Below are 26,214 nucleotides of genomic sequence, written 5' to 3'. Positions count from 1 at the left end.
AATACGTCTTCGATTGGCAGCAGGAATGGCTTGTCAATCGCACGCTCTGGTTCTGGGATGTAAGAATCCAGGTAGCCAGCCAGTTCGATGATTTTTGCTTCCCACTCTGCATCGCCTTCCAGCGCTTTCAGCGCGGAACCACGAACGATTGGAGTGTCGTCGCCTGGGAAATCGTACTGAGACAGCAGTTCACGAACTTCCATCTCTACCAGTTCCAGCAGCTCTTCGTCATCAACCATGTCGCACTTGTTCAGGAACACGATGATGTAAGGAACGCCTACCTGACGACCCAGCAGGATGTGCTCACGAGTCTGAGGCATAGGGCCATCAGTCGCAGCAACAACCAGGATCGCGCCGTCCATCTGCGCAGCACCGGTGATCATGTTTTTAACATAGTCGGCGTGGCCTGGGCAGTCTACGTGTGCGTAGTGGCGAGTCGGGGTGTCATACTCAACGTGAGAAGTGTTGATGGTGATACCACGAGCTTTTTCTTCTGGTGCGTTATCGATCTGGTCGAAAGCACGAGCAGCACCGCCGTAGGTTTTAGCCAGTACGGTAGTGATTGCAGCGGTCAGCGTTGTTTTACCATGGTCAACGTGGCCGATAGTACCGACGTTAACGTGCGGTTTTGTACGTTCAAACTTTTCTTTAGACATCGATTGTCCCTCTAAGACACGGATAAATCGGTGATATCACCACATCAACCAGGCGAAAATGCCTGAACTGTTGAATACATTTACATTGAAACAGAGAGAAAGGGAGGGAGAAGTGAAGTGGTGCTGATACCCAGAGTCGAACTGGGGACCTCACCCTTACCAAGGGTGCGCTCTACCAACTGAGCCATATCAGCACGTATTGGAGCGGGCAGCGGGAATCGAACCCGCATCATCAGCTTGGAAGGCTGAGGTAATAGCCATTATACGATGCCCGCATCCTGAAACTCGGCTACCCAGTTCTTTCTGTAACAAAAAAAGAGATTTCTCTCTTTTCTGTTCGAGCTGGTCAATTTTTCCAACCAGCTCCGGCGGCGTTGACGCTGCCAGAAAGTGGTGGTGGGGGAAGGATTCGAACCTTCGAAGTCTGTGACGGCAGATTTACAGTCTGCTCCCTTTGGCCGCTCGGGAACCCCACCGGACTTGATGGTGCCGACTACCGGAATCGAACTGGTGACCTACTGATTACAAGTCAGTTGCTCTACCTACTGAGCTAAGTCGGCATCAAGTAGCGCGCATTCTATGGAGACCTGCGCAGTCATGCAACTAAAAAATTGCATAAAACGTTCTTTCGCTCACATTTTATTCGAAACCAGGGCTAACCGCTGTAAATTCATCCGCTCACGGTTAAAAATTCAACATAAACGCCTGATTTCGGCACGCTATAGCCCCACGTGATACCTGCCCGGTTAAGCATCGCTTTCCCATATTTTTTCTTATTATTCCTCTCATCTGGTGTTAACCTCCTGCCCATTGTCCAAAATTAACTATGTGATGAGCCCGCACCCGCCGTTTCGTGATGGTTCACAGAAGCATGCTTATGAGCAAAAAAGAGCAAACGTTAATGACGCCCTATCTTCAGTTTAACCGTAGCCAGTGGGCAGCCCTGCGTGACTCCGTCCCTATGACACTGACGGAAGGTGAAATCGCACGGCTAAAAGGGATAAACGAAGATCTCTCCCTGGAAGAGGTGGCAGAAATCTATCTCCCCCTCTCTCGCTTGCTTAACTTCTATATCAGCTCCAATTTGCGTCGTCAGGCCGTCCTGGAACAGTTCCTCGGCACGAACGGTCAACGTATTCCTTATATCATCAGTATTGCGGGCAGCGTGGCAGTGGGTAAAAGTACCACCGCGCGCGTGCTTCAGGCGCTGCTGAGCCGCTGGCCGGAACACCGCAGCGTGGAGCTGATCACCACCGACGGCTTCCTGCATCCCAACGAGGTGTTGAAAGAACGCGGCCTGATGAAAAAGAAGGGCTTCCCGCTCTCTTATGATATGCACCGCCTGGTAAAGTTTGTTTCAGATCTAAAATCGGGCGTACCTCACGTTACCGCGCCGGTTTACTCACATCTGATCTACGACCGCATCCCGGATGGCGACAAAACGGTTGTGCAGCCCGACATCCTGATTCTGGAAGGCTTAAACGTCCTGCAAAGCGGGATGGATTACCCTCACGATCCGCATCATGTGTTTGTCTCTGACTTTGTCGATTTCTCAATCTATGTCGATGCGCCGGAAGATTTGCTGCAACGCTGGTATATCAACCGCTTCCTGAAGTTCCGCGAAGGGGCGTTCACCGACCCGGATTCCTACTTCCACAACTACGCCCAGCTCTCTGAAGAAGAGGCTATCAGCGTGGCGACCGGGCTGTGGAATGAGATCAACTACGTCAACCTCAAAGAGAACATCCTGCCGACGCGCGAACGCGCAAGCCTGATCCTCACCAAGAGTGAGAAACACGCCGTCGACCAGATTCGTTTACGGAAGTAGACCTCAGACGTAAAAAAACCGGCTTATCGCCGGTTTTTTTATTTATGCATGCGGCTTTTCGCCGTTTTCATCCTGATCGACCGCGAAGCAGGCCACCAGCTGTCCACCATAATCCTTTAGCTGTGGCTGCAACTGCGTACACGGACCGAAGCGGCGACGGCAGCGGGCGTTAAACGCACATCCCGGCGGCGGGTTAAGCGGGCTTGGCAACTCACCGGTCAGCTTAATGCGCTCACGGCGGTCATCCGGGTTCAGCCGCGGCGTCGCAGACAGCAGTGCCTGGGTATACGGATGACGCGGGTTAGTAAAGATCTGATCTTTCGTCCCCTTCTCCACGCAGCGTCCCAGATACATCACCATCACCTCATCGGCAATGTGCTCGACCACGGACAGGTCATGGGAGATGAAGACGTACGACAGTCCCAGATCCTGCTGTAAATCCATCATCAGGTTAAGCACCTGCGCGCGAACGGACACGTCAAGCGCTGAGACCGGCTCATCGGCAATCACCACGTCCGGGTCAAGCATCAGCCCACGAGCGATGGCAATACGCTGACGCTGACCACCAGAGAACATATGCGGGTAGCGATCGTAATGCTCGGTTTTAAGCCCCACCTTCGCCATCATCGCCAGCGCTTTTTCACGACGCTGCTCTTTGCTCAGATTGCTGTTAATCAGCAGCGGTTCTTCCAGAATCTGCCCCACTTTTTTACGCGGGTTTAAAGAACCGTACGGGTTCTGGAACACAATCTGGATTTTCTGGCGACGCAGCTTCTGCGCCTGCGGATCGTGCTTGAGCAGATCCTGGCCCTGATAGTAAAGCTCGCCGCCGGTTGGCGTTTCAATCATCGTCAGCAGACGGCCCAGCGTGGATTTCCCACAGCCCGACTCCCCGACGACCGCCAGCGTTTTACCGCGTTCAAGGCTGAAGGAGACGCCGTCCAGCGCTTTTACCAGGCGCTCGGGGGCAAAAATCCCCTTCTTCACCGGGTAATGTTTTTTCAGGTCGATAGCCTGCAACAGCGGCTGTTGCGTGGTGGCCTGGTGCGTACTCATAGTGTTGGCCTCCCGGCATCATCGAGTGGGTAGTGGCATTTTGACTGCCGACCATCGGCCAGCAGATTCAGCTCTGGCTCCTCGGCGCGGCATTTATCTGTCGCATACGGGCAGCGCGGATTCAGCAGGCAGCCCTGCGGACGGTCATATTTACCCGGAACCACACCCGGCAGTGACGCCAGACGCGCTTTGTCCTGGGCAAACTCCGGCAGCGCACGCAGCAACGCCTGCGTATACGGATGACGCGGCGCGCGGAAGATATCGTGCGAACTTCCGGTCTCCACCACCTGACCCGCGTACATCACGATGATTTTGTGTGCCGCTTCCGCCACCAGCGCCAGGTCGTGCGTAATCAGCACCAGCGCCATATTCTCTTTCTGCTGCAACTCCAGCAGCAGCTCGATGATTTGCGCCTGGATGGTCACGTCCAGCGCGGTAGTTGGTTCATCGGCAATCAGCAGTTTTGGTCGACAGGCAATCGCCATGGCGATCATCACGCGCTGACTCATGCCGCCGGAAAGCTGATGCGGGTAAACGTCCAGACGCGATGCTGGGTCAGGTATCCCCACCTGGTTCAGCAGATCGATAGCACGCTGGCGACGGGTTTTCTTATTCCCACCCTGATGCACCTTAATCGCTTCCATAATCTGGAAACCCACGGTGTAGCATGGGTTCAGGCTGGTCATGGGGTCCTGGAAGATCATCGCCACTTCCGCGCCCACCAGCTGGCGGCGCTGTTTTTCGGAAATACGCTTCAGATCCTGACCGTTGAACTCCAGATTTTCTGCCATCACGCGGCCGGGGTAGTCAATCAGCCCCATAATCGCCAGCGAACTCACTGACTTACCGGAGCCCGACTCTCCTACAATCCCGACCACTTCGCCCTGATTAACGCTGTAGCTGATACGGTCCACGGCGCGAAACGGTGTGCCTTCGTCGCCAAAGTGCACGGATAATTTATTTACATTTAATAACGCCATCTCGTGCCTCTTACTGCTTCAGTTTGGGATCAAGTGCATCACGCAGACCATCACCCATCAGGTTAAATGCCAGCACCGTCAGCAGAATCGCCAGACCCGGGAAGGTGACGACCCACCAGGCGCTTTGCGCGAACTGCAACACGTCGGAGAGCATGGTGCCCCACTCCGGTGTTGGCGGCTGCGCACCCATGCCAAGGAAGCCAAGAGCGGCCATATCAAGAATGGCGTTAGAGAAACCGAGCGACGCCTGAACAATCAGCGGCGCAAGGCAGTTTGGGAAGATATTGATAAACATCTGACGCATCGCACCGGCACCCGCCACGCGAGAGGCGGTAACGTAGTCGCGGTTCACTTCCACCAGCACCGCCGCACGGGTCAGACGCACATAGTGCGGTAGCGCAACAAACGTCAGCGCAAGCGCGGCGTTACCAATCGACGGACCGAAGATCGCCACCAGCACCAGCGCCAGCAGCAGGCTTGGTAATGCCAGCATAATGTCGACGACGCGCATGATGATGTTATCAACAATGCCGCCGAAGTAGCCTGCCACCAGGCCGAGTACGATCCCCATGATCAGCGACAGTACGACAACGAGGCAGCCAACCAGCAGCGACAGGCGTGCGCCGTACATCAGGCGCGAAAGCACATCGCGACCCACGTCGTCGGTGCCCAGCAGGTGCGCCAGGCTTCCGCCGTCCTGCCATGCAGGAGGTGCCAGCAGCGCATCGCGGAACTGATCAGCCGGGTTATACGGCGCAAGGACGTTCGCAAACACCGCAATCAGGATCATGATGGAAACATACACCAGCCCGACGACCGCGCCTTTGTTGCGCTTGAAGTAGTGCCAGAATTCCTGCATCGGCGTCATTGGCACCGGTGCGGTGACCACTTTATTTTGAGTAACTTGTGACATGATGGCCCCTTACTTCTTATGACGAATACGCGGGTTCACCACGCCGTACAGCAAATCGACCAGCAGGTTGACGAGAATAATCATCGTCGCGACCAGCAGTACACCGCCCTGCACAACCGGATAGTCACGGCGTTGCAGCGCATCAATCAGCCAGCGTCCAAGACCCGGCCAGGAGAAGATGGTTTCGGTCAGGATCGCCCCCGCCAGCAGCGTACCGACCTGCAAACCGATAACGGTTACCACCGGCAGCATAGCGTTTCGCAGGGCATGAATGATGATGACGCGCATACGGGTCAGGCCTTTAGCGCGGGCAGTACGAATATAATCCTCGCCCAGCACTTCCAGCATGGAGGAACGGGTCATACGCACGATCACCGCCAGAGGGATGGTGCCCAGCACCATTGCAGGCAGGATCATGTGCGCAACCGCATCAATGAAGTTGCCCTCTTCGCCCCAGATCGCCGTATCAATCAGCATAAAGCCGGTTAACGGATTGGTGTCGTCAAGGAAAACCATATCGCTGACGCGTCCGGAGACCGGCGTCAGGTTCCACTGCACCGAGACCAGCATGATCAGCATCATGCCCCACCAGAAGATAGGCATGGAGTAGCCGGTCAGTGCCAGGCCAACAGCGGTGTGGTCAAAAATAGAGCCACGTTTAACGGCAGCCAGTACGCCAACGGGGATCCCTACCGCGGTCGCGAAGATCATGGCGCAGATACCGAGTTCCAGCGTCGCTTTAAAGCGAGGTACGAACTCGTCCCACACCGGAAGACGGCTTTTCAGTGAAATCCCTAAATCGCCGTGCAACACGCCCCAGATATAGTGGAGATACTGCTGCCACATCGGCTTATCAAGGCCGAGTTCAGCCAGCAGTTGCGCATGACGTTCAGGGGAGATACCACGCTCGCCCGCCATAATCATCACCGGATCACCCGGGATCATATGGACGAAGGCAAAAGTGAGAAGGGTGATACCGATAAACGTCGGGATAACCAGTCCCAGACGTCGGAGGATGAACTGCAACATAACCCGGATTCTCTCTGATGACGCACACTCAGTGGCGTGACGTCTGTATTGCTCACAAATGTAAATTCCCTCTCCCTGTGGGAGAGGGTTAGGGTGAGGGGGTGCATGCACACCCCTCACCCCTGCCCTCTCCAGGAGGGAGAGGGAGAACACCCTACTTATTATTCAACAGACACGTTTTCGAAGTGGTGTTTGCCCAGTGGATCGACCACGTAGCCCTTCACTTCTTTACGCACTGGCTCGTACACGGTGGAGTGAGCAACAATCAGCGCCGGAGCCTGATCGTGCATGACAACCTGCGCTTGCTTATACAGTTCGATACGTTTGTTGTGATCGTCGGTCGCACGCGCCGGCTGGATCAGATCTTCAAACGGCTTGTAGCACCAGCGAGAATAGTTAGAACCGTCTTTCGCTGCCGCACAGCTGAACAGGGTCGCGAAGAAGTTGTCCGGATCCCCGTTGTCGCCGGTCCAGCCCATCATGACCGCCTGGTGTTCACCCGCTTTGGCGCGCTTCAGGTACTCGCCCCACTCGTAGGTCACAATCTTGGCCTGTACGCCAATCTTCGCCCAGTCAGCCTGAACCATTTCCGCCATACGGCGTGCGTTCGGGTTGTAAGGACGCTGTACCGGCATCGCCCACAGCTCAACGGTAAAGCCTTTGTCCTGGCCCGCTTCTTTCAGCAGCGCTTTCGCTTTCTCAGGATCGTAGGTGTAGTCCTTAATGTCGTCGTTATAGCCCCACATGGTTGGTGGGATCAGGTTCTTGGCCGCAACGCCTGCGCCCTGGTAAACGGCTTTGATGATCGCTTCTTTGTTCACCGCGTAGGTCAGCGCCTGACGCACTTTCACGTCATCGAACGGTTTCTTCTCGGTGTTGAAGGAGAGATAACCCACGTTCAGGCCCGCCTGCTCCAGCAGGTTGATATTTTTGTCCTGCTTCATGCGCGCGATGTCAGCCGGGTTTGGATACGGCATCACCTGACATTCGTTTTTCTGCAATTTTGCGTAACGCACGGATGCGTCAGGCGTGATGGAGAAGACCAGACGGTCGATCTGCGGCTTGGTGCCCCAGTAGCCCGGGAAGGCTTTATACAGAATACGGGAATCTTTCTGGTACTGAAGCAGCTGGAACGGGCCGGTACCGATTGGGTTCAGGTCCACTTTTTCCGGAGTGCCGGCTTTCAGCATGTTGTCCGCATACTCTTTAGAGAGAATCGAGGCGAAGTCCATCGCCAGGTCAGCCAGGAATGGCGCTTCCGGACGCGTCAGCACAAACTGGACGGTTTTATCGTCCACTTTTTTCACTTCAGCGATCAGGTCTGGCAGACCCATCCCTTCGAAGTATTCATAGCTGCCGCCAGACACTTTATGGTACGGGTTCTGGGCATTTTTCTGACGGTCGAAGGAGAACACAACGTCGTCGGCGTTAAAGTCGCGCGTAGGTTTAAATTCTTTGCTGTCCTGCCACTTCACGCCCTGACGCAGGTGGAAGGTATAGGTTTTACCGTCTTCGCTGATATCCCACTTTTCAGCCAGGCCAGGAATCACTTCCGTGGTGCCGGTTTTAAATTCAACCAGACGGTTATAGATCGGTACAGAGCTTGCGTCGTAAGTCGTACCAGAGGTAAAGAGCTGTGGGTTAAAGCCTTCCGGAGAGCCTTCAGAACAGTAAACCAGGGTTTTTGCCTGTACGCTTGCTGCAACGGTCATGGCCACCAGGCTCAGACCAAGCTTCAGCATCCCTGACTTCTTCAAGGAAATACTCATTATTGTGCTCCAATGTGATGTTTTGCTTTGTTGTGTTACGCCGCCTGACCTTTATTTATTTTTTACCCGGTCCGGTCGGTGATGCCCGAAGGCGTTAAAAGGGATAGAGAATCCTTTCAGAAGAGCGTTTGAGTTGCAGCGCAGATCCTCCCTGAAATGCCCCTCGTGCCCTACAATCTGTCAACAGAATGTGAAAACGTCAATACAGGTGGCGGGGATTTACGTGGAGTGTGAGAAACCGCAAACAAAGATTAAAAAAACCCTGACCGTGAGTTTTCAGCAGAGAAATTTATGCTACTCGCCATGATGCAGCACAATTATCTTCATATTTCGCAACACTCAGTGATTAAGTTTTATTCAGAATGGGTAAATTTTCTTACAGGATGGTGATTATCTGAGCACTAAATACCGCGAACGTTAAAACGCACAGCGAAAAATGCTGAGGTTATCCATAAGCAACGCGAAAAAAGATCAAACTATATATAAAAAAATACAATGGATTATGTCACAAAACCGCAAGCAGGCAGGGGGAAGCAGGGCTAAGGGGTATTTTGAGGACTCGTGCGGGGTAACGCGTTAATGCAAAAAGGGCTAACCTTGCGGTTAGCCCTTTTTAGAATGTGGTCGGCGAGAGAGGATTCGAACCTCCGACCCACTGGTCCCAAACCAGTTGCGCTACCAAGCTGCGCTACTCGCCGAATGCGGAGCGCATCTTACTGCTGAGGTGCGCCCCCGTCAATCCCTTATTTTCAAAAAGCCATTCAACTGGCGATATTCTCGCCAGACCAGCTACTGCGCGGCTTTTGTGGTGTTATCAGGGAGTTTACACCAGTTGTTGTTTTCGTTAATCCCACCGTTCGGTGAGGTATAGCCGAGACAGCCCATAATGGTGTCGTACAGCTCAACGTGACGGCGCGGTACCTTGATCTCTGCCTGCTGTTTCAGATGGGCAAACATTTTGGCTTTGTCCGGATTTTCCAGGTACTTATCCGACATCCACATGATCATCGGCACGCGGAACTGCTCAGGCGGGGCCAGCTTACGCGGCGTACCGTGTAAATGCTCTTTCTCGTTGATGGACTCGCCGTGGTCGGCCGCGTAGATCACAATCGCTTTCTTATCGCGAAGCTGGTCGATCACCCGACTGAGGAAGGTATCCACATACAGAATCGAGTTATCATAGGCATTGATCAGCTCCTGCTTGCTACAGTTCTTGTTAATGCCGACGCACTCAGGCGTCCATTTGGCGAAATCGCGCGTGTAACGCTGATAGTAGCTGTAGTGTGACCCTTTGGTATGCAGAACAATAAGATGCTTACCCTGCGGATGGTTTTTCAGTGACTGTTCCATCTCAGAGAGCAGCAGCATGTCATCAACGTTCTTTCCGCGGTTACGCGGCTCGGCGCCAATCTGCTCGCGGTAGGCGATGTTATCCGCCATGGTGTTGGTGTAGAACCACATCTCACTTTGCATGGCGAACAGATCGGAGCTAAATCCAAGCTGCTTCAGAACAGCAAACACGTTTTGCTCTTTGAGAGTGCGCTGAGGATTATCACTCGCACCGCCCTCACGAACAAACATACAGCGCAACGAGAGCTTCGTGGCGGTATCGCAGGAGTAGCCGCGGTAAGCTACAAGATTCTTTTCCTGCGCCAGTTTCGGGGTGGTATCGCGGTCATAACCGAGGATACCCATATGATCCCAGCGCGTCGTTTCGCCGATAACGAAGACCACGTAAGTATCATCCAGCCCGTCAGCCGGAGCCTGGTAGGTGAACTTTTTGGTTGGGTTAATCAGCGATTTCACATCGCTGGATTCGTCCGCCTGAGCCCAGGCATAAAGACCTAACGCCGACAGCCAGTTAGACGGCAGATACGAGTTAGCCACCACGCCGCCGTAGCTTGGCATATCCACGCCTGTCGCTTTTTCGATCCGCTTTTGCTGTTTTTCCATCAGGCGAATAGGCGCCCATACCAGCAGACCCGCCAGAAGAACGACGGCGACGTTGCGGATGCGCTGTCCCCGGGTACGCAGCTGGCGTAACAGGGTGTAGCGGCAGGTGTTACTCCAGATAAAGAAGAGCGGGATCAGGCAGGTCAGAATCGTCCACAGGATGAACCCTTGACCCACCACCTCTTTCGAGAGGTCGATGTCCGTGGTCATCACCGAGGCCACAATACCGTAGCCAATGACCACATTCATGAATGTCATGTAATAGCTTGCGGCGGCGGAGATAATCACCACCAGCGAGGCCAGAACCTGCCATGTACGTCTGCCAAAAAGCGAGAGCAGACGTAGCAGGAAGAAGGTCGCCAGAATTGAGCCAAACACTTCAATCGCGGCAAAAATTCCATTTCTTACAGTGAGGTGTTCGAAATAACCTTCCACTCGTCTGAACAGCACCGCGCCATTCAGAAACAAACCGATATAGACAGCCAGCATCAGACACAATCTTTGCTGGGTAAGAGACCTAATATATTTCATGCAAACAACCCTGGGGGAAGGGGTATAAAGACCCGCCGAATCTCAGTGAGAAAGCTGACAGAGTAAGTAGATGCGAGAGAAACCGTTATCAGAAACGTCTACAAGCGCGATAAGTAGACCACAGCAGGAAAGAAAAGTGGCAGCAGAGAATGTGAATCGATGAAGATTTTTACAAAATAGCAAGTCCGGAAGCGATTTAGAAATAAATAAAAGAGGCCCTGCGGCCCCTTTTTATCGAATCATGCATGCGCTTCTTTATATACCTCGCGCTGCGGCTGACGAATCGTGGTGGACAGCGCCAGCGAAATAATCAGCAAGGCAAATATCACGCAGAATGTCACGTAGAAGCCACCAAACAGCGAGGCAATCAGTGAACCGCAAATACTGCCGATACCGAAGCCGAGATAAATCACGCCGTAGTTTTTCGCCAGGTTGTTCAGGCCGAAGAACTCGCTCACCAGCGACGGGAAGACGGTAATAGTGCCGCCAAAGTTAAAGGCTACGCAGGCTATCGCCGCAAAGAATGTCGCCTCGTTCAGCGGAGCGAACAGCAGTGCTGCCATACCCACCAGGGAGATCACCTGCCCCAGCGTAATCACGCGGATCCGGGCGATTTTGTCAGACAAGATACCCAGTACCAGACGACCCGAGAGGTTAGCGATGGAGATGACCGTTACGGCGTTCGCCGCCGTCGCCGCGTCCAGTTTTACCATTCCCTGCGCGATATCTTTCGCCACACCGATGACATACAGACCGCTCATGCAGGCCGTCAGGAACATCACCGCCAGCATCCAGTACTGCGGCTTACGCATGGACTGAGCGAGGGTGAAATCGTTCTCCACCACGCCGTTAACGGTTTTCACTTCCTGCTGCGGCGCATCTTTCATCAGCGTGGCGCCGAAGAGGATCATTACCAGCACAATCACGCCCCAGATCATAAAGGTTTTCTCAAGCCCAACCGAGGCCAGCAGATGCGCATCGATGAATTTGAAGCCGAGGCTGCCCAGGCCATATGAACCAATGGCAAATGCGGAGATAAGCCCTTTACGCTCCGGGAACCACTTCACGCAGTTAGACAGCGTCAGCAGATAACCTGCGCCGTCCGCCAGCCCCACCAGCACCCCGGCGCTCAGCCACAGCATCATCAGGTTGTTAGAATATGCCGTCAGGAAGAATCCCAAGCCCAGCAAGATCCCGGATGCCATGGTTACACGCTTCACGCCGAAACGTTCCTGAAGTTTGCCCGCCACGGAAGAGGAAATTGCTAACCCAAGACTCAGCAAGCCGAAGGAGAATGCCACCTGGCTTATCGGCGCGCCGAGCTTATCGGACAGGGCGCTGTTAAACAGGCTCCAGGTATAGACCGATCCCAGTGCGAACTGGGTAACGATGGTGCCGAATAGCGTCAGCCAACGCGTGCGGTTATAAGTTGATGTGTTCATGGCAGTGTCCTGCAAGATAAATTAAGGAATTTCGCTGAGGACAACGATAAACAAAACCTTTATAGCGTTGGGGAAAAACGGAATGAAATGCAGGAGAGAAGGAATGAAATGCCTGGGATCTGGAATGAATGACCTTGCCGGGGAATGAAGCGCTGTTCTGTTAGTGGGCACTATCGCTCCAGACCCCGTCATAATTGTATTAAATATGTTATCGTATCGTTTAAAAAAATAACAACCCTTAAAATTTGGCGCTCAATCCCAGCGTATATAAATATTCTTCTTCAGTTTGCTGGTTATAGCTGATCTTCGCCCAGGGGTGTAAATCACCATACTGCGTATCAACACGCCAACCCAATGAGTTCACGCTGGCATGCCAGAGGGGATCGGTAAGCGACTGCGTGGTGGTTGTATCCTCAAACGCATTCACCGTTACAGGGGGAGCGCCATCAGTGCGCCACGCCATGACGGGCCCGGTGGTGAAATGTCCCGCCACGGGAAAATTCCAGCCAACGCTCAGAACGGTTTCCGCATCCGAACCGGAGGGATCGTTCAGGGTAAACCCCGCAGCATTCTGCGTGCGGTTAATACGCTCCGCGAGAATATCTTCATAACGAGGTTGGTGATCGGCGTCCCATGTATAACGTTCCGTCGTATTACTTTGTGCATCTGAAACGATATATTCCTGTTGCCACGCAAAAGCGGTGTGACAAAAAAGCAGGCAGACTGAAACACCCACCAGGCCAGAAGCAGCATGGCGACCACTGATTTTTTTTATCATCATCAAAGCGACTCCAGAAAGAGCCGAGTTCGGCGATATATGTCATTGTTCGAAGAGGTATTAGGGCGTATAGCCCTGTATTAACTATTGTCTCTTTAGCAGACACGTCAAGCCGGGCAGATTGAAATTTTTGCGTTTACCGTATCAGGAAGGGAGATGACCTATGCAACGTTGCGGCTGGGTAAGCCAGGATCAGCTTTATATCGATTATCACGACAAGGAATGGGGCGTACCGGAAACCGACGGTAAAAAACTATTTGAAATGATTTGCCTTGAAGGCCAGCAGGCCGGGCTGTCGTGGATCACCGTTCTGAAAAAGCGTGAGAACTATCGCAAAGCCTTCCACCAGTTCGATCCGGCTGCGGTTGCCGCCATGACCGACGACGACGTACAAAAGCTGGTTCTGGATACCGGTATCATCCGCCATCGCGGTAAAATTCAGGCCATTATTGGTAACGCGCGTGCTTATCTGGCGATGGAGCAAAATGGCGAACCCTTTTCAGCATTTGTCTGGTCGTTTGTGGATAACGAGCCGAAGGTGACGCAGGCCGCCACGCTTGCAGAGATCCCAACGTCGACCCCCGCCTCAGATGCCCTGTCGAAAGCGCTGAAAAAACGCGGCTTTAAGTTTGTGGGCACCACCATCTGTTACTCCTTTATGCAGGCCTGCGGGCTGGTCAATGACCACATTACGGGCTGCTTCTGCCATCCGGAGGGCCACCATGATCCGCAAATGGCAAAGTGAGAACACCGCGCCGCTTTTGAGTCTGTGGCTGGAGAGCACCACCGAGGCGCATCCGTTTATCGACGCAAGTTACTGGCAAGCGAATGAAGCGGTAGTGCGGGATGAATACCTTCCCGCCGCCGAGACCTGGGTCTGGGAAGAAAACGGTACCCTGTGCGGTTTTATCAGCGTCATGCAGTTCCAGTTCGTGGGGGCGCTGTTTGTCGCCCCGGCGTTCATCGGAAAGGGGATTGGGCGTGCGCTGCTGAACCACGTTCAGCAGCACTACCCGTATTTAACCCTGGAGGTGTACCAGAAAAACGTGCGGGCGGTGAATTTCTATCATGCTCAGGGTTTTCGCATCGAAGACAGCGCCTGGCAGGATGATACCCAACACCCGACGTGGATCATGAGCTGGCAGGCGGATCAAACGCCGTAAGGGTAAGCGCCGGCCCCTCATATTTCTCCACCCATGCCAGCGCCGTATTCCCCGCGCAGCCATTCCCCAGCTTCGAGCTGGGGAGATCTTTGGTCAGCACGTTTACGGCGCCGTTCTTACAAATACCGCCCTCGTCCAGCGCCAGATCCGGCCATGCGCCCTGATGAATGCAGAAAACGCCAGGGCGGATCCCGTCACTCACCACGGCGCCTGCCAGCACCTGCCCGCGCGCGTTCCAGACCCGAACGAGATCGCCGTCGTTAATCCCCCGCGCCTTTGCGTCATCGCTGTTCAGCGCGATCGGCTCACGACCCGCCACCGCATACTGCTCGCGCAGAGCCGAATAGTTGAGCTGGCTGTGCAGACGATGGGCAGGATGGGCAGACAGCAGCTGAAGCTGCCCCGGCTGCGCATTGCCATGCCATTCGTCCGGCTCCAGCCACGCCGGATGCGGCGGACAGTCCGCGTAGCCAAAGCTGGCGATGCGTTCGCTGTAGATCACAATCTTCCCGCTTTCGGTTTTTAACGGGTGATTCTCCGGATCGCGACGGAAGTCAGCAAAGCGCACAAACCGCGCGTTCTGCTCGCTTTCTGGCATTTCGAAGAGTTGATTCGCCTCCCAGAACTCAGCAAATGGCGGCAGGGACACGCCCTGCGCAGCCCCGCGCTGGCTGGCAATCTGGTAAAATGTTTCCAGCCATTGCAGATCCGTTTTGCCCTCGGTGAAACGCTCCCGCCCGCCCGCTTCCCACATTTCACTCAGGTCGGCAAAGACGTCGAAATCATCCCGCGCTTCATCCCGGGGAGCCACGACGCGCTTCATCGGCACCATATGCTGGTTGCTGTAATCCCCCGTCATGGTGAGATCGTTACGCTCGAACGAGGTCGTGGCAGGCAAAACGATATCGGCATGTTTCGCTGACGCAGTCCAGAAGCACTCCGAGATCACCACCAGCTCCGGTTTCTGCCAGGCGCGGATCAGGCGGTTGGTATCCTGGTGATGGGTGAAGTTGGCCCCACCCGCCCACCAAATAAACTTAATATCCGGGAAATGGCGATCCTGACCGTTGTGCTGATAAAACCCGCCGGGGTTCTCCAGGGCTTCAACAATGCGTGCCACCGGAATTTTTTCCACAGCGTCCACGCCACCCTGCACCGAGCCCTGCATGGACGCCAGCACCGCGGCTTTACGCGTCGGGTTGCCGCCGTTGGCAAAGTGATAGGAAAGGCCAAAACCGCCGCCGGGTGTGCCAATCTGCCCAAGCATCGCGGCGAGCGTCACCAACATCCAGTGCTTTTGCTCGCCAAACTGCTGGCGCTGCATCCCCCAGCCGGACATGAGCATCGTGACATGGCTATGGAATAACGCCGCCAGTTCGCGGATTTTAACGGCATTAACGCCGCAAATCGCCGCGGCCCACTCTGCGGTTTTGGCAATACCGTCGCTTTGTCCCGTCAGATAGTCGGCAAATTTATCGAACCCCGTGGTACAACGCGCCAGAAATTCCGTGTCGTGCCAGCCGTTCTCCACCAGGGTGTGGGCGATGCCCAGCATCATCGCCACGTCGGTGCCCATATGCGGCGCGATCCACTCGGCGCTGTCGCCGAAGAAATCCAGGGTTTCAGAGCGCATCGGATCGATACAGATGATGCGCTTGCCGCTTTTGCGCAGCGCATCGAAGTAGGAAACGCCCTGTTCGTCGGACGCATTCCAGGCAATTTTCAGGGTATTGAGCGGGTTGGCGCTCCACAGCACCACCACCTCTGTATGCTCCAGCACCAGCGGCCAGCTGGTCTGCTGTTGATAAACCTCATTCCCGCCCACGACATACGGCATGATCGCCTGCGCCGCGCCGGTCGAGTAATCACCCAGATGGCCGGTATATCCTCCGGCCAGGCTCATATAGCGTTGCAGCAGGGTTGCAGCCTTATGCAGCACGCCGTTTGAGCGCCAGCCATAGGAGCCGGCAAAAATGGACGACGGGCCATAGCTGTCGCGGATGCGTTTATGCTGCGTATGGATCAGCGCCAGCGCATCGTCCCAGCTCACGCGCACGAACTCATCCTGCCCGCGAATACCCTGCGGTTTATCCGGTGACGCCAGAAAGCCTTTACGCACCATCGGCCAGCGGACGCGGGTCTTGCTGTGTACCTGATCGCGAACGACGGTCTGTAAAGAGTTGAGATGGCGCGAAGGCAAAGCCCCGCGAGACGACAGCACAGTGTCGCCATCGGTTTCGACCAGCATCGGCCCCCAGTGGGCGGCGGTCAGAATGGTTTTTGTTGAGGTGCTCAAAGCGTGCGCTCCTGGTTGCGTGCAGGTGTTTCGGCCTTTCATTGAGGCAATTTATCGTTTGTGACAAATTTCAGAGTTATACACTGAATTTTCTCCGTATCCGGACGTCATAATCCACTGCCACGTCCGTCGTGGCAAAGAATAAAAAGGATTAAGGAAATAAGATGAAAAAACGCGTACTCGTTATTGCCGCTCTGGTGAGCGGCGCACTGGCTGTTTCAGGCTGCACAACCAACCCTTACACCGGTGAACGCGAAGCGGGCAAATCCGGCATTGGCGCGGGTATTGGTTCCCTGGTAGGCGCTGGCGTTGGCGTACTCTCCTCCTCCAAGAAAGATCGCGGCAAAGGTGCGCTGATTGGCGCAGCGGCAGGCGCAGCCCTGGGCGGCGGCGTGGGTTATTACATGGACGTGCAGGAAGCAAAACTGCGTGACAAAATGAAAGGTACGGGCGTAAGCGTGACGCGCAGCGGTGACAACATCATCCTGAACATGCCAAACAACGTGACCTTTGACAGCAGCAGCGCGACGCTGAAACCCGCAGGCGCGAACACCCTGACCGGCGTGGCCGCAGTGCTGAAAGAGTACAATAAAACTGCCGTGAACGTGATTGGTTACACCGACAGCACCGGCAGCCAGGATCTGAACATGCGTCTGTCGCAGCAGCGCGCCGATTCCGTGGCCAGCTCGCTGATCACCCAGGGCGTAGAAGCGAACCGCATCCGCACCAGCGGCATGGGTCCGGCTAACCCGATCGCCAGCAACAGCACGGCGGAAGGCAAAGCGCAGAACCGCCGCGTTGAAATTACGTTGAGTCCTGTGCAGTAGGTAAAAGCAAAACGGCAACCCCGTTGCCGTTTTAGTATTTGCGCCCTCTCCTGTAGGAGAGGGTTGGGGTGAGGGCATCAGACCGCCACCCGGCAAATTGCTTGATTCGCCAGATTTTCCCGCTAAGGTATTCTCACTAAATTCAGGGAAATCAGCGATGATCAAACCAACCCGGGCCACCATCAGCGACGTGGCGAAAGCCGCCAAAACCGGTAAAACCAGCATTTCACGCTACCTCAACGGCGAGAAACACCTGCTGTCCGATGCGCTGCTGGCGCGAATCGAACAAGCCATTGCCGATCTCGACTACCGTCCCAGCCTGATGGCGCGCGGCCTCAAGCGGGGTCGCACCCGCCTGATTGGGCTTATCATCGCCGATATCACTAACCCCTACTCCGTTAACGTACTCAGCGGCATCGAAGCGGCGTGCCGGGAAAAAGGCTTTACCCCGCTGGTCTGTAACACCAATAACGAAGTTGATCAGGAGTTGCATTACCTCGATCTGCTGCGCAGCTATCAGGTGGAAGGGATCGTGGTCAATGCCGTCGGGATGCGCGAAGAGGGGCTAAATCGTCTGCAACAATCGTCTCTCCCGATGGTGCTTATTGACCGCAAAATCCCGGAATTTGCCTGCGATGTGGTCGGGCTGGATAACACCCAGGCGGCCACCACTGCCACCGAGCACCTGATTGAACAGGGTTTCGAAGCCATTCTGTTCCTGAGCGAACCGCTGGGTATGGTTAACACCCGCCGCGACCGCCTGGCTGCATTTCGCGCCACGCTGGCGCGTTATCCCGGTGTGATCGCCGAAAATGCTGAAATCCCCCTCCATGAAGCCGGACAGCTGGATAATACCCTGCGCCAGTTCCATACCCGCCATCGGGGAATGCGTAAGGCGGTGATCTCCGCTAACGGGGCGCTGACGCTTCAGGTTGCCCGCTCGCTTAAACGCATTGGCCTGCACTGGGGCAGCGACATCGGCTTGCTCGGCTTTGATGAACTGGAGTGGGCTGAACTTGCTGGCGTAGGCATTACCACCCTCAAACAACCCACCTGGCAGATCGGCTATGCCGCGGTTGAACAAGTGGTTCGCCGCATTGAAGGCACCCGCGACGCCGTACGCGAGCAGGTTTTTTCTGGCGAGCTGATCGTTCGCGGCTCTACTGCCCGTTAATTTCCCCTTCGTGACAGCGATCATAAATTCAGCATCCCGATCTTTTCTTTGGAACCGGTTCCATCTAGCGTAATACTATCGATTACGCTCTGGAGTCAGGAAATGAGCAGGAAAATTATGGTGGTCACCGCCGCGTATGGTGCGGATCAGGTGCGACAGGCAGGCGGTCAACGGGCAATGCTTCCCGTTATTGCCGGCGCAGGGGCTGATGGCGTTGAAATCCGCCGAGAGCTCTTCAGCCACGACGAGTTAATGGCCCTGCCTGCGCTGGGCGAGTCCATTGAACTGCTGGGTTTACTGGCGTGCTACTCCGCCCCGGCCCCCCTGTTTATGCCCGATGGAACCCTCAACCCGGATCTTCCACGCTACCTTAGCGAAGCCAGCGCACTGAACGCGCTGTGGCTTAAAGTCTCGCTGGGTCATTTCAGCGACAAACAACCGCTTGAAGCCCTGCGCGCACTGCTGGATGAAAGCGGCATGACGCTGGTGGTGGAAAACGACCAGACCGACTGCGGGCAGCTCGCGCCGATGCAGCGCTTCAAAGCCGCCTGCCGGGTAATGGCGCTGCCGGTCACACTGACGTTCGATATGGGCAACTGGCTGTGGGTTGGCGACTCCCCGGAAGAGGCTGCACGTCAGCTGGCTCCCGCCGTGAGCTATATTCATGTGAAGGCCGCAGTCCCGCATAAGGCGCAGTTCCGCGCCGTCGCGCCGGATCAGACCGATTCTCGCTGGCGGGATCTGCTTAATCAACTGCCTGCCGACGCGCCGCGCGGTATCGAATTTCCGCTCGAAGGGACGGATCTCACCGCCGTCACCCGCCATTACGTCAACCTGCTGCGCGAGGAGTAAACCATGCACAAGACGCTGGACGTTATCACTATCGGCGAGGCCATGGCGATGTTTGTCGCCACCGAAACGGGCGAGCTGAGCGCAGTGGAGCACTTTATCAAACGCGTGGCAGGCGCCGAATTGAATGTCGCTACCGGCCTTGCGCGGCTGGGGCTGAATGTCGGCTGGGTGAGCCGCGTGGGCAATGACAGCTTTGGCCATTTCGTTCTCGACTCGCTGAAAAAAGAGGGCATTGATGCCGCAGGCGTCACGCTCGACGGACGCTTCCCGACGGGCTTTCAGCTGAAATCTAAAGTTGAAAATGGAACCGATCCCATCGTGGAGTATTTCCGCAAAGGCTCAGCGGCAAGCCATCTCTCCGTGGATGATTATCACGCCGCGTATTTCTCCTCCGCGCGCCACCTGCACCTGAGCGGCGTGGCGGCGGCGCTCTCGGCCAGCTCGTACGATTTACTCGATCACGCGGCTTCGGCAATGAAAGCGCAGGGCAAAACGATCTCCTTTGATCCGAATCTGCGCCCGGTGCTGTGGAAAAGCGAAGCGGAGATGGCTGAGAAACTCAACCGACTGGCGTTTCAGGCGGACTGGGTTCTGCCGGGCATAAAAGAGGGAATGATCCTCACTGGCGAAAGCACGCCCGAAGGCATTGCTGATTTTTACCTCAACAGAGGGGTAAAAGCCGTGGTGCTGAAAACCGGTGCCGACGGCGCATGGTTTAAAACTGCCGACGGTGAGCAAGGCGCTGTCGCTGCGGTAAAAGTCGACAACGTGGTCGATACCGTGGGCGCGGGCGATGGGTTTGCCGTCGGGGTCATCAGCGCCCTGCTGGAGGGCAAACCGCTGTCGCAGGCCGTGGCGCGAGGCAACACAATTGGTTCGCTGGCGATTCAGGTGCAGGGCGACAGCGAAGGATTACCAACACGAGCAGAGCTCGGCGTCTAAATTCCCTCTCCCCGTAAGAGAGGACCAGGGTGAGGGCAGCAATCCGCACCAGATAATTAAGCCACCGTGTACCCTACAGACAACGGCGGCAACAACCTCAACAACAGAGGCAAGCCTATGAACAGTTCGACCAATGCAGTAAAACGCTGGTGGTACATCATGCCAATCGTGTTTATCACGTACAGCCTGGCGTACCTGGATCGTGCCAACTTCAGTTTCGCATCCGCCGCCGGGATCAACGAAGACCTCGGGATCACCAAAGGGGTCTCGTCCCTGCTGGGCGCCCTCTTCTTCCTGGGTTATTTCTTCTTCCAGATCCCCGGCGCGATTTACGCTGAACGCCGCAGCGTGCGAAAGCTCATTTTCATCTGCCTGATCTTATGGGGTGCCTGTGCGTCGCTTACTGGCGTGGTGAATAACATTCCTGCTCTGGCGGCTATTCGCTTTATTCTCGGCGTGGTTGAGGCGGCCGTCATGCCAGCAATGCTGATTTACATCAGCAACTGGTTCACAAAATCTGAGCGTTCACGTGCTAATACGTTCCTGATACTCGGTAACCCGGTCACCGTGCTGTGGATGTCGGTGGTTTCCGGCTATCTGATCCAGTCCTTCGGCTGGCGCGAGATGTTCATCATCGAAGGGGTTCCCGCGATTATCTGGGCCTTCTGCTGGTGGGTGTTGGTGAAAGATAAGCCAGCCCAGGCGAAATGGCTTTCTGAAGACGAAAAAGCCGCACTCCAGGCGCAGCTGGATAAAGAGCAGCAGGGGCTTAAAGCGGTGCGTAACTACGGCGAAGCCTTCCGCTCCCGGAACGTTATTCTGCTGTGTGCACAGTATTTTACCTGGAGTATTGGCGTGTACGGTTTTGTGCTGTGGCTGCCGTCGATTATCCGCAGCGGCGGTGAAAACCTTGGCATGGTGGAAGTGGGCTGGCTGTCATCGGTGCCTTACCTGGCTGCGACCATCGCGATGATTATCGTCTCCTGGGCATCGGACAAGCTGCAAAACCGTAAGCTGTTCGTCTGGCCACTGCTGCTGATCGCTGCTTTTGCCTTCATTGGCTCCTGGGCCGTAGGCGCGAACCACTTCTGGGTCTCGTACACTCTGCTGGTGATTGCGGGTGCGGCCATGTATGCCCCGTATGGTCCGTTCTTTGCCATCATCCCGGAAATGCTGCCGCGTAACGTCGCAGGGGGCGCGATGGCGTTGATCAACAGTATGGGTGCGCTGGGTTCGTTCTTTGGCTCGTGGTTTGTGGGCTATCTTAACGGTGCCACCGGCAGCCCGTCGGCCTCTTACATCTTTATGGGGGTGGCGCTTTTTGCCTCGGTATGGCTTACTCTGATTGTTAAGCCTGCTAATAATCAACAGCTACCCGTCGGCGCACGCCACGCCTGAATCCTTTTAAAATCAACGGAGATTAGCATGAAGCCGTCCGTCATTTTGTACAAAGCACTGCCTGAAGATCTGCAAAAACGCCTGGAGGAACACTTTACCGTTACCCGGGTAAAGAACCTCAGCCCGGAAACCGTGGCACAGCACGCCGACGCGTTTGCCAGCGCCGAGGGCCTGCTGGGTTCGAGCGAAAAGGTGGATGCAGCGCTGCTGGAGAAAATGCCGAAGCTTCGTGCTACCTCAACCGTTTCGGTGGGATACGACAATTTCGACGTGGATGCGCTAAACGCGCGCAACATCCTGCTGATGCACACGCCCCATGCCCTGACGGAGACCGTCGCCGACACGCTGATGGCGCTGGTGCTTAGCACCGCCCGTCGTGTAGTGGAAGTGGCCGAGCGCGTGAAAGCGGGCGAATGGACCAAAAGCATTGGCCCGGACTGGTTCGGCGTGGACGTTCATGGCAAAACGCTGGGGATTGTTGGGATGGGCCGTATCGGTCTGGCGCTGGCACAGCGCGCGCATTTTGGCTTCAACATGCCCATTCTGTATAACGCGCGCCGTCACCACAGTGAAGCTGAAGAACGTTTCAACGCCCTTTATTGCGAGCTTGATACGCTGTTGCGGGAAGCCGACTTTGTCTGCCTGATCCTGCCGCTGACGGATGAAACGCGTCATCTCATCGGCAAAGCGGCGTTTGAAAAGATGAAGAAATCGGCCATTTTCATCAACGCGGGTCGTGGTCCGGTGGTCGATGAGAAGGCGCTGATTGAGGCACTGCAAAACGGTGAGATCCACGCCGCTGGTCTGGACGTGTTTGAACAAGAGCCGCTGCCGGTGGATTCTCCGCTACTGACCATGCCGAACGTCGTCGCCCTGCCTCACATCGGCTCTGCAACTCATGAAACACGCTACAACATGGCGGCGACCGCCGTGGATAACCTGATTGCCGCGCTCGGCGGTAAAGTGGATAAGAACTGCGTTAACCCGCAGATACAACAGTAGAAACGAAAAAACCCGCCAGAAGGCGGGTTTTTGAATTTAGTGCTACTGGGCTGGAAGCTTACAGGCTTACAACGTTACCAGCTGCTGGGCCTTTAGCGCCGCTTTCGATGGTGAAGGAAACTTTCTGACCTTCATCCAGAGATTTGTAGCCATCGTTCTGGATAGCAGAGAAGTGTACGAACACGTCTTTAGAGCCATCGTCAGGAGTGATGAAGCCGAAACCTTTATCAGCGTTGAACCATTTTACCAGACCAGTCATTTTAGCAGACATAGAAATTACCTTATTAACAAATATATTGTGCCTTCCGGCTTGATGGATTGCGTTACAGATTTTTAAGCGATGAAGGAAGGGTCACTACGAAGGGTATCTATGGATAACAATCTGGACTGCTTTACTAAACTGCTTTAGGTCTGTGTAACAAACCGACGAACATAGTTATACCGATGTGGTAGATGAATGACAAGCGTTATTTTCATCAAGCATAAAAAAACCCCGCCGAAGCGGGGGTTTTTCTTATTCCGTAGCAGCGACCGCTGCGCTCCAGGCCTGGCTAAAGGCCTGATGCTGGGACGCGAGCGGACCGATCAGCGCGTTATACTGGCTCGCCTGCTGGGAGGTCGGGAACTGGATACCGTTAGAGACAAAGCTCACCTGCGTACCTTGTTCACTAATAAAGTCACCCACCTGGACCAACTGCTGAGTAAAGACCTGCGCCGCCGGGATCAGCGGTTGCAAAGCGTTTGACGGCTTGGTCACGACTTTCTCATACACCTGGTCATAGACCGGTTTAAGATCCTCGCCCTGCTTCAACGCGGAACGCGACGCATCAGCCTGCATTTTGGCATTTTGCAGCTGCTGGCTCAGTACCCCAAGCGCGCCATTTGACTGGCGTAGCGGTTCGCGCTGGGTCATATAATCCTGTGGAACACGGATGGCATTCACGCTATCCACTACCGGGCGAATACCGGAATCCATCGCCTGGCTTACCTGCTGAGAATAGCCATACAGAATGGCGTAATCCGACACGAATGGACCAAACTGTTTTTTCTGATCCGCAGTCAGCGTTGGTAAACGCTCGCCGCTACGCATCACTGTATTCTGTAGAAAATCGATAAACGCTTTGCGCTGATCGCCTTCTTTATCGAAACACCCACTCAGGCTAACAACCATCAATAACGCCGCAATAGGCGCAAACCAGCGAGAGCAGGACTTTCCTGTCGCCATTTTATTACTCCTTTCACCCAAAAAGCGCACACCGGCACACGCGTGCCCAACGCTGACAAGGATAGTCCAGGTCAGCCTTGCAAGATAGAGTTTTCATGCAAAACGGGTATTCCCGTTTTTGTACTGACTATTTACAAAAAAATACCTGTGAATCCCTACATATGACTAATCAGGTAATTAGCATAACTATCCATATAGCTGAAACGTGTAAAGCGATCGTTATCGCACAATTAATCACAGCCGTGACGATCCTGTGTCTGGTTTAGGGACTATTCTTAACAGGCTCTCTGATGTTCATGATCCCGATGTGTGATTTATGAGGAGTTCTCAATGGAATTAAAAGATCCTGAGTTTGAGCTGCTGAGCAGCCTGGAACAGATTATTTTTAAAGATGTACCGCCGACGGTTACCCTGAATCAAAAGTCCAATCCTTTTAGTGAATTTGAGCGTTTACGCAAAGGATCGGGCCTGAAAACAGATGAATTCGCAAGAGCGATGGGTGTCAGCGTAGCAATGGTGCTGGAGTGGGAGTCAAAACGTGAAAAACCTACCCCAGCCGAGCTAAAGCTGATGCGCCTGATCCAGGCAAACCCTGACCTTCGCAAGCAGTTAGCCTGATAAAGTTTGTTTGCCCCCGCCCTTGCGGGGGCTTGTGCTTACAGGCTTTCACATCGCCATCCCGTCTCTTCCCACACCAGTTCATGCGTCAGCTTCAGCCCTGCCAGAAAAGCTTCATCGTGCGACACCACCAGCAGCGCGCCGGGATAATCGGCCAGGGCCGCTTCAATGGCCTGAACAGAGGCCAGATCAAGATGGTTGGTCGGCTCATCCAGAAGCAACAGCTGCGTTGCCGCTTCACGCCACAATACGCAGGCCAGCGCGGCCTTCAGGCGCTCGCCGCCACTCAGTTCGGCCAGTGGTAGTGTCACTTTCTCTGCGCCCAGTTGAAGCTGCGCTAAACGGGTACGCAGCGCCCCCTCTTCGAGCGGCGTATTGCCCAGGCTAAGGTGAGTCATCACCGACTGCGACAGATCCAGCCGGGAAAGATGCTGATCGAGATAAGCACACCTGACAGAGACCTTACAGATTCCCGTAACACGGGCGGTTTCGCCCAACATCACTTTCAACAGCGTGGATTTTCCACAGCCGTTCGGCCCGCGTAGCGCCACGCGCATCGGGCCATCCATTCGCCAGTTTATCGGTGGGACAGGCACGTGCGGAAGCACCAGTTCTTCCAGCACCAGCACCTGTTTCCCTTCCGGGATTTCACTGCCCGGCAGGGTAAACATCACCGCATTATCCTCTTCAACCCGCTCGCGTGCCTGGTTGACCGCAGCGTTCAAAGCATGGTTTTGATCGCTATGCTGTTTTTTCCAGGAACCAATACGCTCTTTCGCCGCCCCTTTGTATTTGACCCGTTCAAACGAGGCGATGTTAAGGCTGTCGACCGTGCGAAGCGTTTTGGCTGAACGCCGCAGGCTGTCGTCATGCTCTTTATGCATACGGGCGCGGGTACGCTTGCGCTCGGTGGCAGCATGCTCCAGCGCGGCGCGGGCAGCCAGCTGTTCAGCATCACGCTGGGTTCGATAGTCAGCATAATTCCCACCGTAGCTGCGCAAGCCCAACGCGCTCAGTTCAAGGATTCGCGGTACCTGGGCCAGCAACTCACGGTCGTGAGAGGCCACCAGCACCCCGCCCTGATACCTGGAAAGCTGCTCGTAGAACCACTTGCGGCCTTGCCTGTCGAGGTGGTTGGTCGGTTCGTCCAGCAGCAGGTAGTCAGCATCCGCGGTGAATGCGCTGCACAGCAAGGCACGAATGCGCTCGCCACCGCTCAACTCTGCCGCGCGTTTACTCGGGTCAAAAGGGGGAAGTTTTGCAGCGATAAAAGCCTGGCTCAGCCGTTCAGCCAGATCCCAATAACCGTCGAGCGTGTCGAGATCGTCGGGTTCATAATGACCGCTGTCGATGCGCGTGCGCGCCGCAAAGATCGCGTCGTAACCAAGCAGTTCGGCAAGCGTGGTATCCGCAGAAATATCCTGCTGCTGCGCCACGTAGACGTGTGTACCAAAGCGTTCAATATGACCGCTGGCGGGTTCATCAACTCCTGCCAGCAACCGGAGAAGGCGTGTTTTACCGCTGCCGTTGCGGCCAACCAGCGCGCACACTGACGCATCCAGAGAAAGATTCAGTGGACCAAAAAGGATATCGCCCGTCGCAAACTGACAGGTGACCTGATGCAAAATAAAAGAGGGGGACTGCGCAAAATGAGCCATAAGCACTCCTGAATGAAATCAAAACATCCCCTGCCGACGCGATGCGTTGAGCAAGGATCGAAATTCATCAGTCGTGTTTGTTCATTTTTGGGGGGCGCTCCTGAGGGCGAAATTTAACGGGAAC

At 55.0% G+C, this 26,214-nt stretch carries 23 protein-coding genes and 5 tRNA genes; 10 read left to right on the top strand and 18 right to left on the bottom strand.

Annotation, left to right across the window (positions count from 1 at the left end):
- The 5 genes from ACOTXL_RS11930 to ACOTXL_RS11910 form a co-directional block, all read right to left on the bottom strand.
- Positions 1-656: GTP-binding protein (locus ACOTXL_RS11930; RefSeq protein WP_214577962.1), on the bottom strand; the 656-nt coding region annotated here is incomplete at its 3' end.
- 118 nt (positions 657-774) lie between these two features.
- Positions 775-850: transfer RNA gene (locus ACOTXL_RS11925), tRNA-Thr, on the bottom strand.
- Positions 851-856: 6 nt separating this feature from the next.
- Positions 857-931, bottom strand: a tRNA-Gly gene (locus tag ACOTXL_RS11920).
- Positions 932-1,047: 116 nt separating this feature from the next.
- Positions 1,048-1,132: transfer RNA gene (locus ACOTXL_RS11915), tRNA-Tyr, on the bottom strand.
- 8 nt (positions 1,133-1,140) lie between these two features.
- Positions 1,141-1,216: transfer RNA gene (locus tag ACOTXL_RS11910), tRNA-Thr, on the bottom strand.
- A 317-nt stretch (positions 1,217-1,533) separates the two neighbouring features.
- Between ACOTXL_RS11910 and coaA the strand changes: the two genes are divergently transcribed.
- On the top strand, positions 1,534-2,484 hold the full coding sequence (gene coaA / locus ACOTXL_RS11905) for a type I pantothenate kinase (protein ID WP_015569977.1): 951 nt from the start codon (positions 1,534-1,536) through the stop codon (positions 2,482-2,484).
- A 42-nt stretch (positions 2,485-2,526) separates the two neighbouring features.
- Here coaA and dppF read toward each other — a convergent pair whose 3' ends face one another.
- The 9 genes from dppF to ACOTXL_RS11860 form a co-directional block, all read right to left on the bottom strand.
- Positions 2,527-3,540, bottom strand: coding sequence for a dipeptide ABC transporter ATP-binding subunit DppF (dppF, locus tag ACOTXL_RS11900; protein ID WP_022650198.1), 1,014 nt, complete (start codon positions 3,538-3,540; stop codon positions 2,527-2,529).
- Positions 3,537-4,520 (bottom strand): dipeptide ABC transporter ATP-binding protein, encoded by a 984-nt coding sequence (gene dppD, locus ACOTXL_RS11895; RefSeq protein WP_022650197.1) that lies wholly within the window; start codon positions 4,518-4,520, stop codon positions 3,537-3,539. The genes dppF and dppD overlap by 4 nt, the downstream gene beginning before the upstream one ends.
- Before the next feature lie 10 nt (positions 4,521-4,530).
- Complete coding sequence (gene dppC, locus ACOTXL_RS11890) at positions 4,531-5,433, bottom strand: dipeptide ABC transporter permease DppC (protein ID WP_003862349.1); 903 nt, start codon at positions 5,431-5,433, stop codon at positions 4,531-4,533.
- Positions 5,434-5,442: 9 nt separating this feature from the next.
- A complete protein-coding gene (gene dppB, locus ACOTXL_RS11885) occupies positions 5,443-6,462 on the bottom strand; it encodes a dipeptide ABC transporter permease DppB (protein ID WP_006810536.1) in 1,020 nt (339 codons plus the stop codon).
- 161 nt (positions 6,463-6,623) lie between these two features.
- Entirely contained in the window at positions 6,624-8,231 is a 1,608-nt protein-coding gene (gene dppA, locus ACOTXL_RS11880; RefSeq protein ID WP_003860756.1) for a dipeptide ABC transporter periplasmic-binding protein DppA, read from the bottom strand.
- A 621-nt stretch (positions 8,232-8,852) separates the two neighbouring features.
- Positions 8,853-8,929: transfer RNA gene (locus tag ACOTXL_RS11875), tRNA-Pro, on the bottom strand.
- 91 nt (positions 8,930-9,020) lie between these two features.
- Positions 9,021-10,715 (bottom strand): kdo(2)-lipid A phosphoethanolamine 7''-transferase, encoded by a 1,695-nt coding sequence (gene eptB / locus ACOTXL_RS11870; protein WP_023323998.1) that lies wholly within the window; start codon positions 10,713-10,715, stop codon positions 9,021-9,023.
- A 239-nt stretch (positions 10,716-10,954) separates the two neighbouring features.
- Positions 10,955-12,157 (bottom strand): L-lactate MFS transporter, encoded by a 1,203-nt coding sequence (locus ACOTXL_RS11865; protein WP_022650195.1) that lies wholly within the window; start codon positions 12,155-12,157, stop codon positions 10,955-10,957.
- Between the two features lie 238 nt (positions 12,158-12,395).
- Positions 12,396-12,938 (bottom strand): lipase, encoded by a 543-nt coding sequence (locus ACOTXL_RS11860; protein ID WP_023323997.1) that lies wholly within the window; start codon positions 12,936-12,938, stop codon positions 12,396-12,398.
- 160 nt (positions 12,939-13,098) lie between these two features.
- Between ACOTXL_RS11860 and tag the strand changes: the two genes are divergently transcribed.
- Both tag and ACOTXL_RS11850 read left to right on the top strand, forming a co-directional pair.
- Positions 13,099-13,680, top strand: a complete 582-nt coding sequence (gene tag, locus ACOTXL_RS11855) for a DNA-3-methyladenine glycosylase I (RefSeq protein WP_022650193.1) — start codon at positions 13,099-13,101, stop codon at positions 13,678-13,680.
- Positions 13,658-14,098, top strand: coding sequence for an N-acetyltransferase (locus ACOTXL_RS11850; RefSeq protein WP_022650192.1), 441 nt, complete (start codon positions 13,658-13,660; stop codon positions 14,096-14,098). Before tag ends, ACOTXL_RS11850 begins: the two co-directional genes overlap by 23 nt.
- Here the strand turns inward: ACOTXL_RS11850 and ACOTXL_RS11845 are convergent.
- Positions 14,067-16,436 (bottom strand): molybdopterin guanine dinucleotide-containing S/N-oxide reductase, encoded by a 2,370-nt coding sequence (locus tag ACOTXL_RS11845; RefSeq protein WP_045350331.1) that lies wholly within the window; start codon positions 16,434-16,436, stop codon positions 14,067-14,069. The two genes, ACOTXL_RS11850 and ACOTXL_RS11845, sit on opposite strands and share 32 nt — an antisense overlap.
- A 122-nt stretch (positions 16,437-16,558) precedes the next feature.
- On the opposite strand from ACOTXL_RS11845, the gene ACOTXL_RS11840 reads away from it, so the two are divergent.
- The 6 genes from ACOTXL_RS11840 to ghrB all read left to right on the top strand — a co-directional run bounded on the left by ACOTXL_RS11840 (position 16,559) and on the right by ghrB (position 22,589).
- Complete coding sequence (locus ACOTXL_RS11840) at positions 16,559-17,221, top strand: OmpA family lipoprotein (protein ID WP_022650190.1); 663 nt, start codon at positions 16,559-16,561, stop codon at positions 17,219-17,221.
- 157 nt (positions 17,222-17,378) lie between these two features.
- Positions 17,379-18,395 carry a LacI family DNA-binding transcriptional regulator gene (locus ACOTXL_RS11835; protein ID WP_015569988.1) on the top strand — a complete coding sequence of 339 codons (1,017 nt, stop codon included), beginning with the start codon at positions 17,379-17,381 and terminating at the stop codon, positions 18,393-18,395.
- Between the two features lie 102 nt (positions 18,396-18,497).
- On the top strand, positions 18,498-19,247 hold the full coding sequence (locus tag ACOTXL_RS11830) for a sugar phosphate isomerase/epimerase family protein (protein ID WP_032608229.1): 750 nt from the start codon (positions 18,498-18,500) through the stop codon (positions 19,245-19,247).
- A gap of 3 nt (positions 19,248-19,250) precedes the next feature.
- Positions 19,251-20,189 (top strand): sugar kinase, encoded by a 939-nt coding sequence (locus ACOTXL_RS11825; protein ID WP_045350332.1) that lies wholly within the window; start codon positions 19,251-19,253, stop codon positions 20,187-20,189.
- A 117-nt stretch (positions 20,190-20,306) separates the two neighbouring features.
- A complete protein-coding gene (locus tag ACOTXL_RS11820; RefSeq protein WP_017694735.1) occupies positions 20,307-21,587 on the top strand; it encodes an MFS transporter in 1,281 nt (426 codons plus the stop codon).
- 27 nt (positions 21,588-21,614) lie between these two features.
- Positions 21,615-22,589, top strand: a complete 975-nt coding sequence (gene ghrB, locus ACOTXL_RS11815) for a glyoxylate/hydroxypyruvate reductase GhrB (protein ID WP_023315194.1) — start codon at positions 21,615-21,617, stop codon at positions 22,587-22,589.
- A gap of 58 nt (positions 22,590-22,647) precedes the next feature.
- On the opposite strand, the gene cspE is transcribed toward ghrB, so the two are convergent.
- Together cspE and ACOTXL_RS11805 are read right to left on the bottom strand one after the other, a co-directional pair.
- Complete coding sequence (gene cspE / locus ACOTXL_RS11810; protein WP_003860775.1) at positions 22,648-22,860, bottom strand: transcription antiterminator/RNA stability regulator CspE; 213 nt, start codon at positions 22,858-22,860, stop codon at positions 22,648-22,650.
- 243 nt (positions 22,861-23,103) lie between these two features.
- Positions 23,104-23,814, bottom strand: coding sequence for a DUF3053 domain-containing protein (locus ACOTXL_RS11805; protein WP_017383576.1), 711 nt, complete (start codon positions 23,812-23,814; stop codon positions 23,104-23,106).
- A 330-nt stretch (positions 23,815-24,144) separates the two neighbouring features.
- On the opposite strand from ACOTXL_RS11805, the gene ACOTXL_RS11800 reads away from it, so the two are divergent.
- Entirely contained in the window at positions 24,145-24,432 is a 288-nt protein-coding gene (locus ACOTXL_RS11800) for an HTH-type transcriptional regulator (RefSeq protein WP_003860776.1), read from the top strand.
- A gap of 38 nt (positions 24,433-24,470) precedes the next feature.
- On the opposite strand, the gene ACOTXL_RS11795 is transcribed toward ACOTXL_RS11800, so the two are convergent.
- Positions 24,471-26,090: an ABC-F family ATP-binding cassette domain-containing protein gene (locus tag ACOTXL_RS11795; protein ID WP_045350333.1), complete on the bottom strand. Its 1,620-nt coding sequence runs from the start codon at positions 26,088-26,090 to the stop codon at positions 24,471-24,473.
- Positions 26,091-26,214 lie beyond the last annotated feature (124 nt).

It is taken from the genome of Enterobacter cloacae complex sp. IR5402 (assembly GCF_049238125.1).
Taxonomy (GTDB): Bacteria; Pseudomonadota; Gammaproteobacteria; order Enterobacterales; family Enterobacteriaceae; genus Enterobacter; species Enterobacter hormaechei_C.
This window is presented reverse-complemented; position numbering and strand designations above follow the sequence as displayed.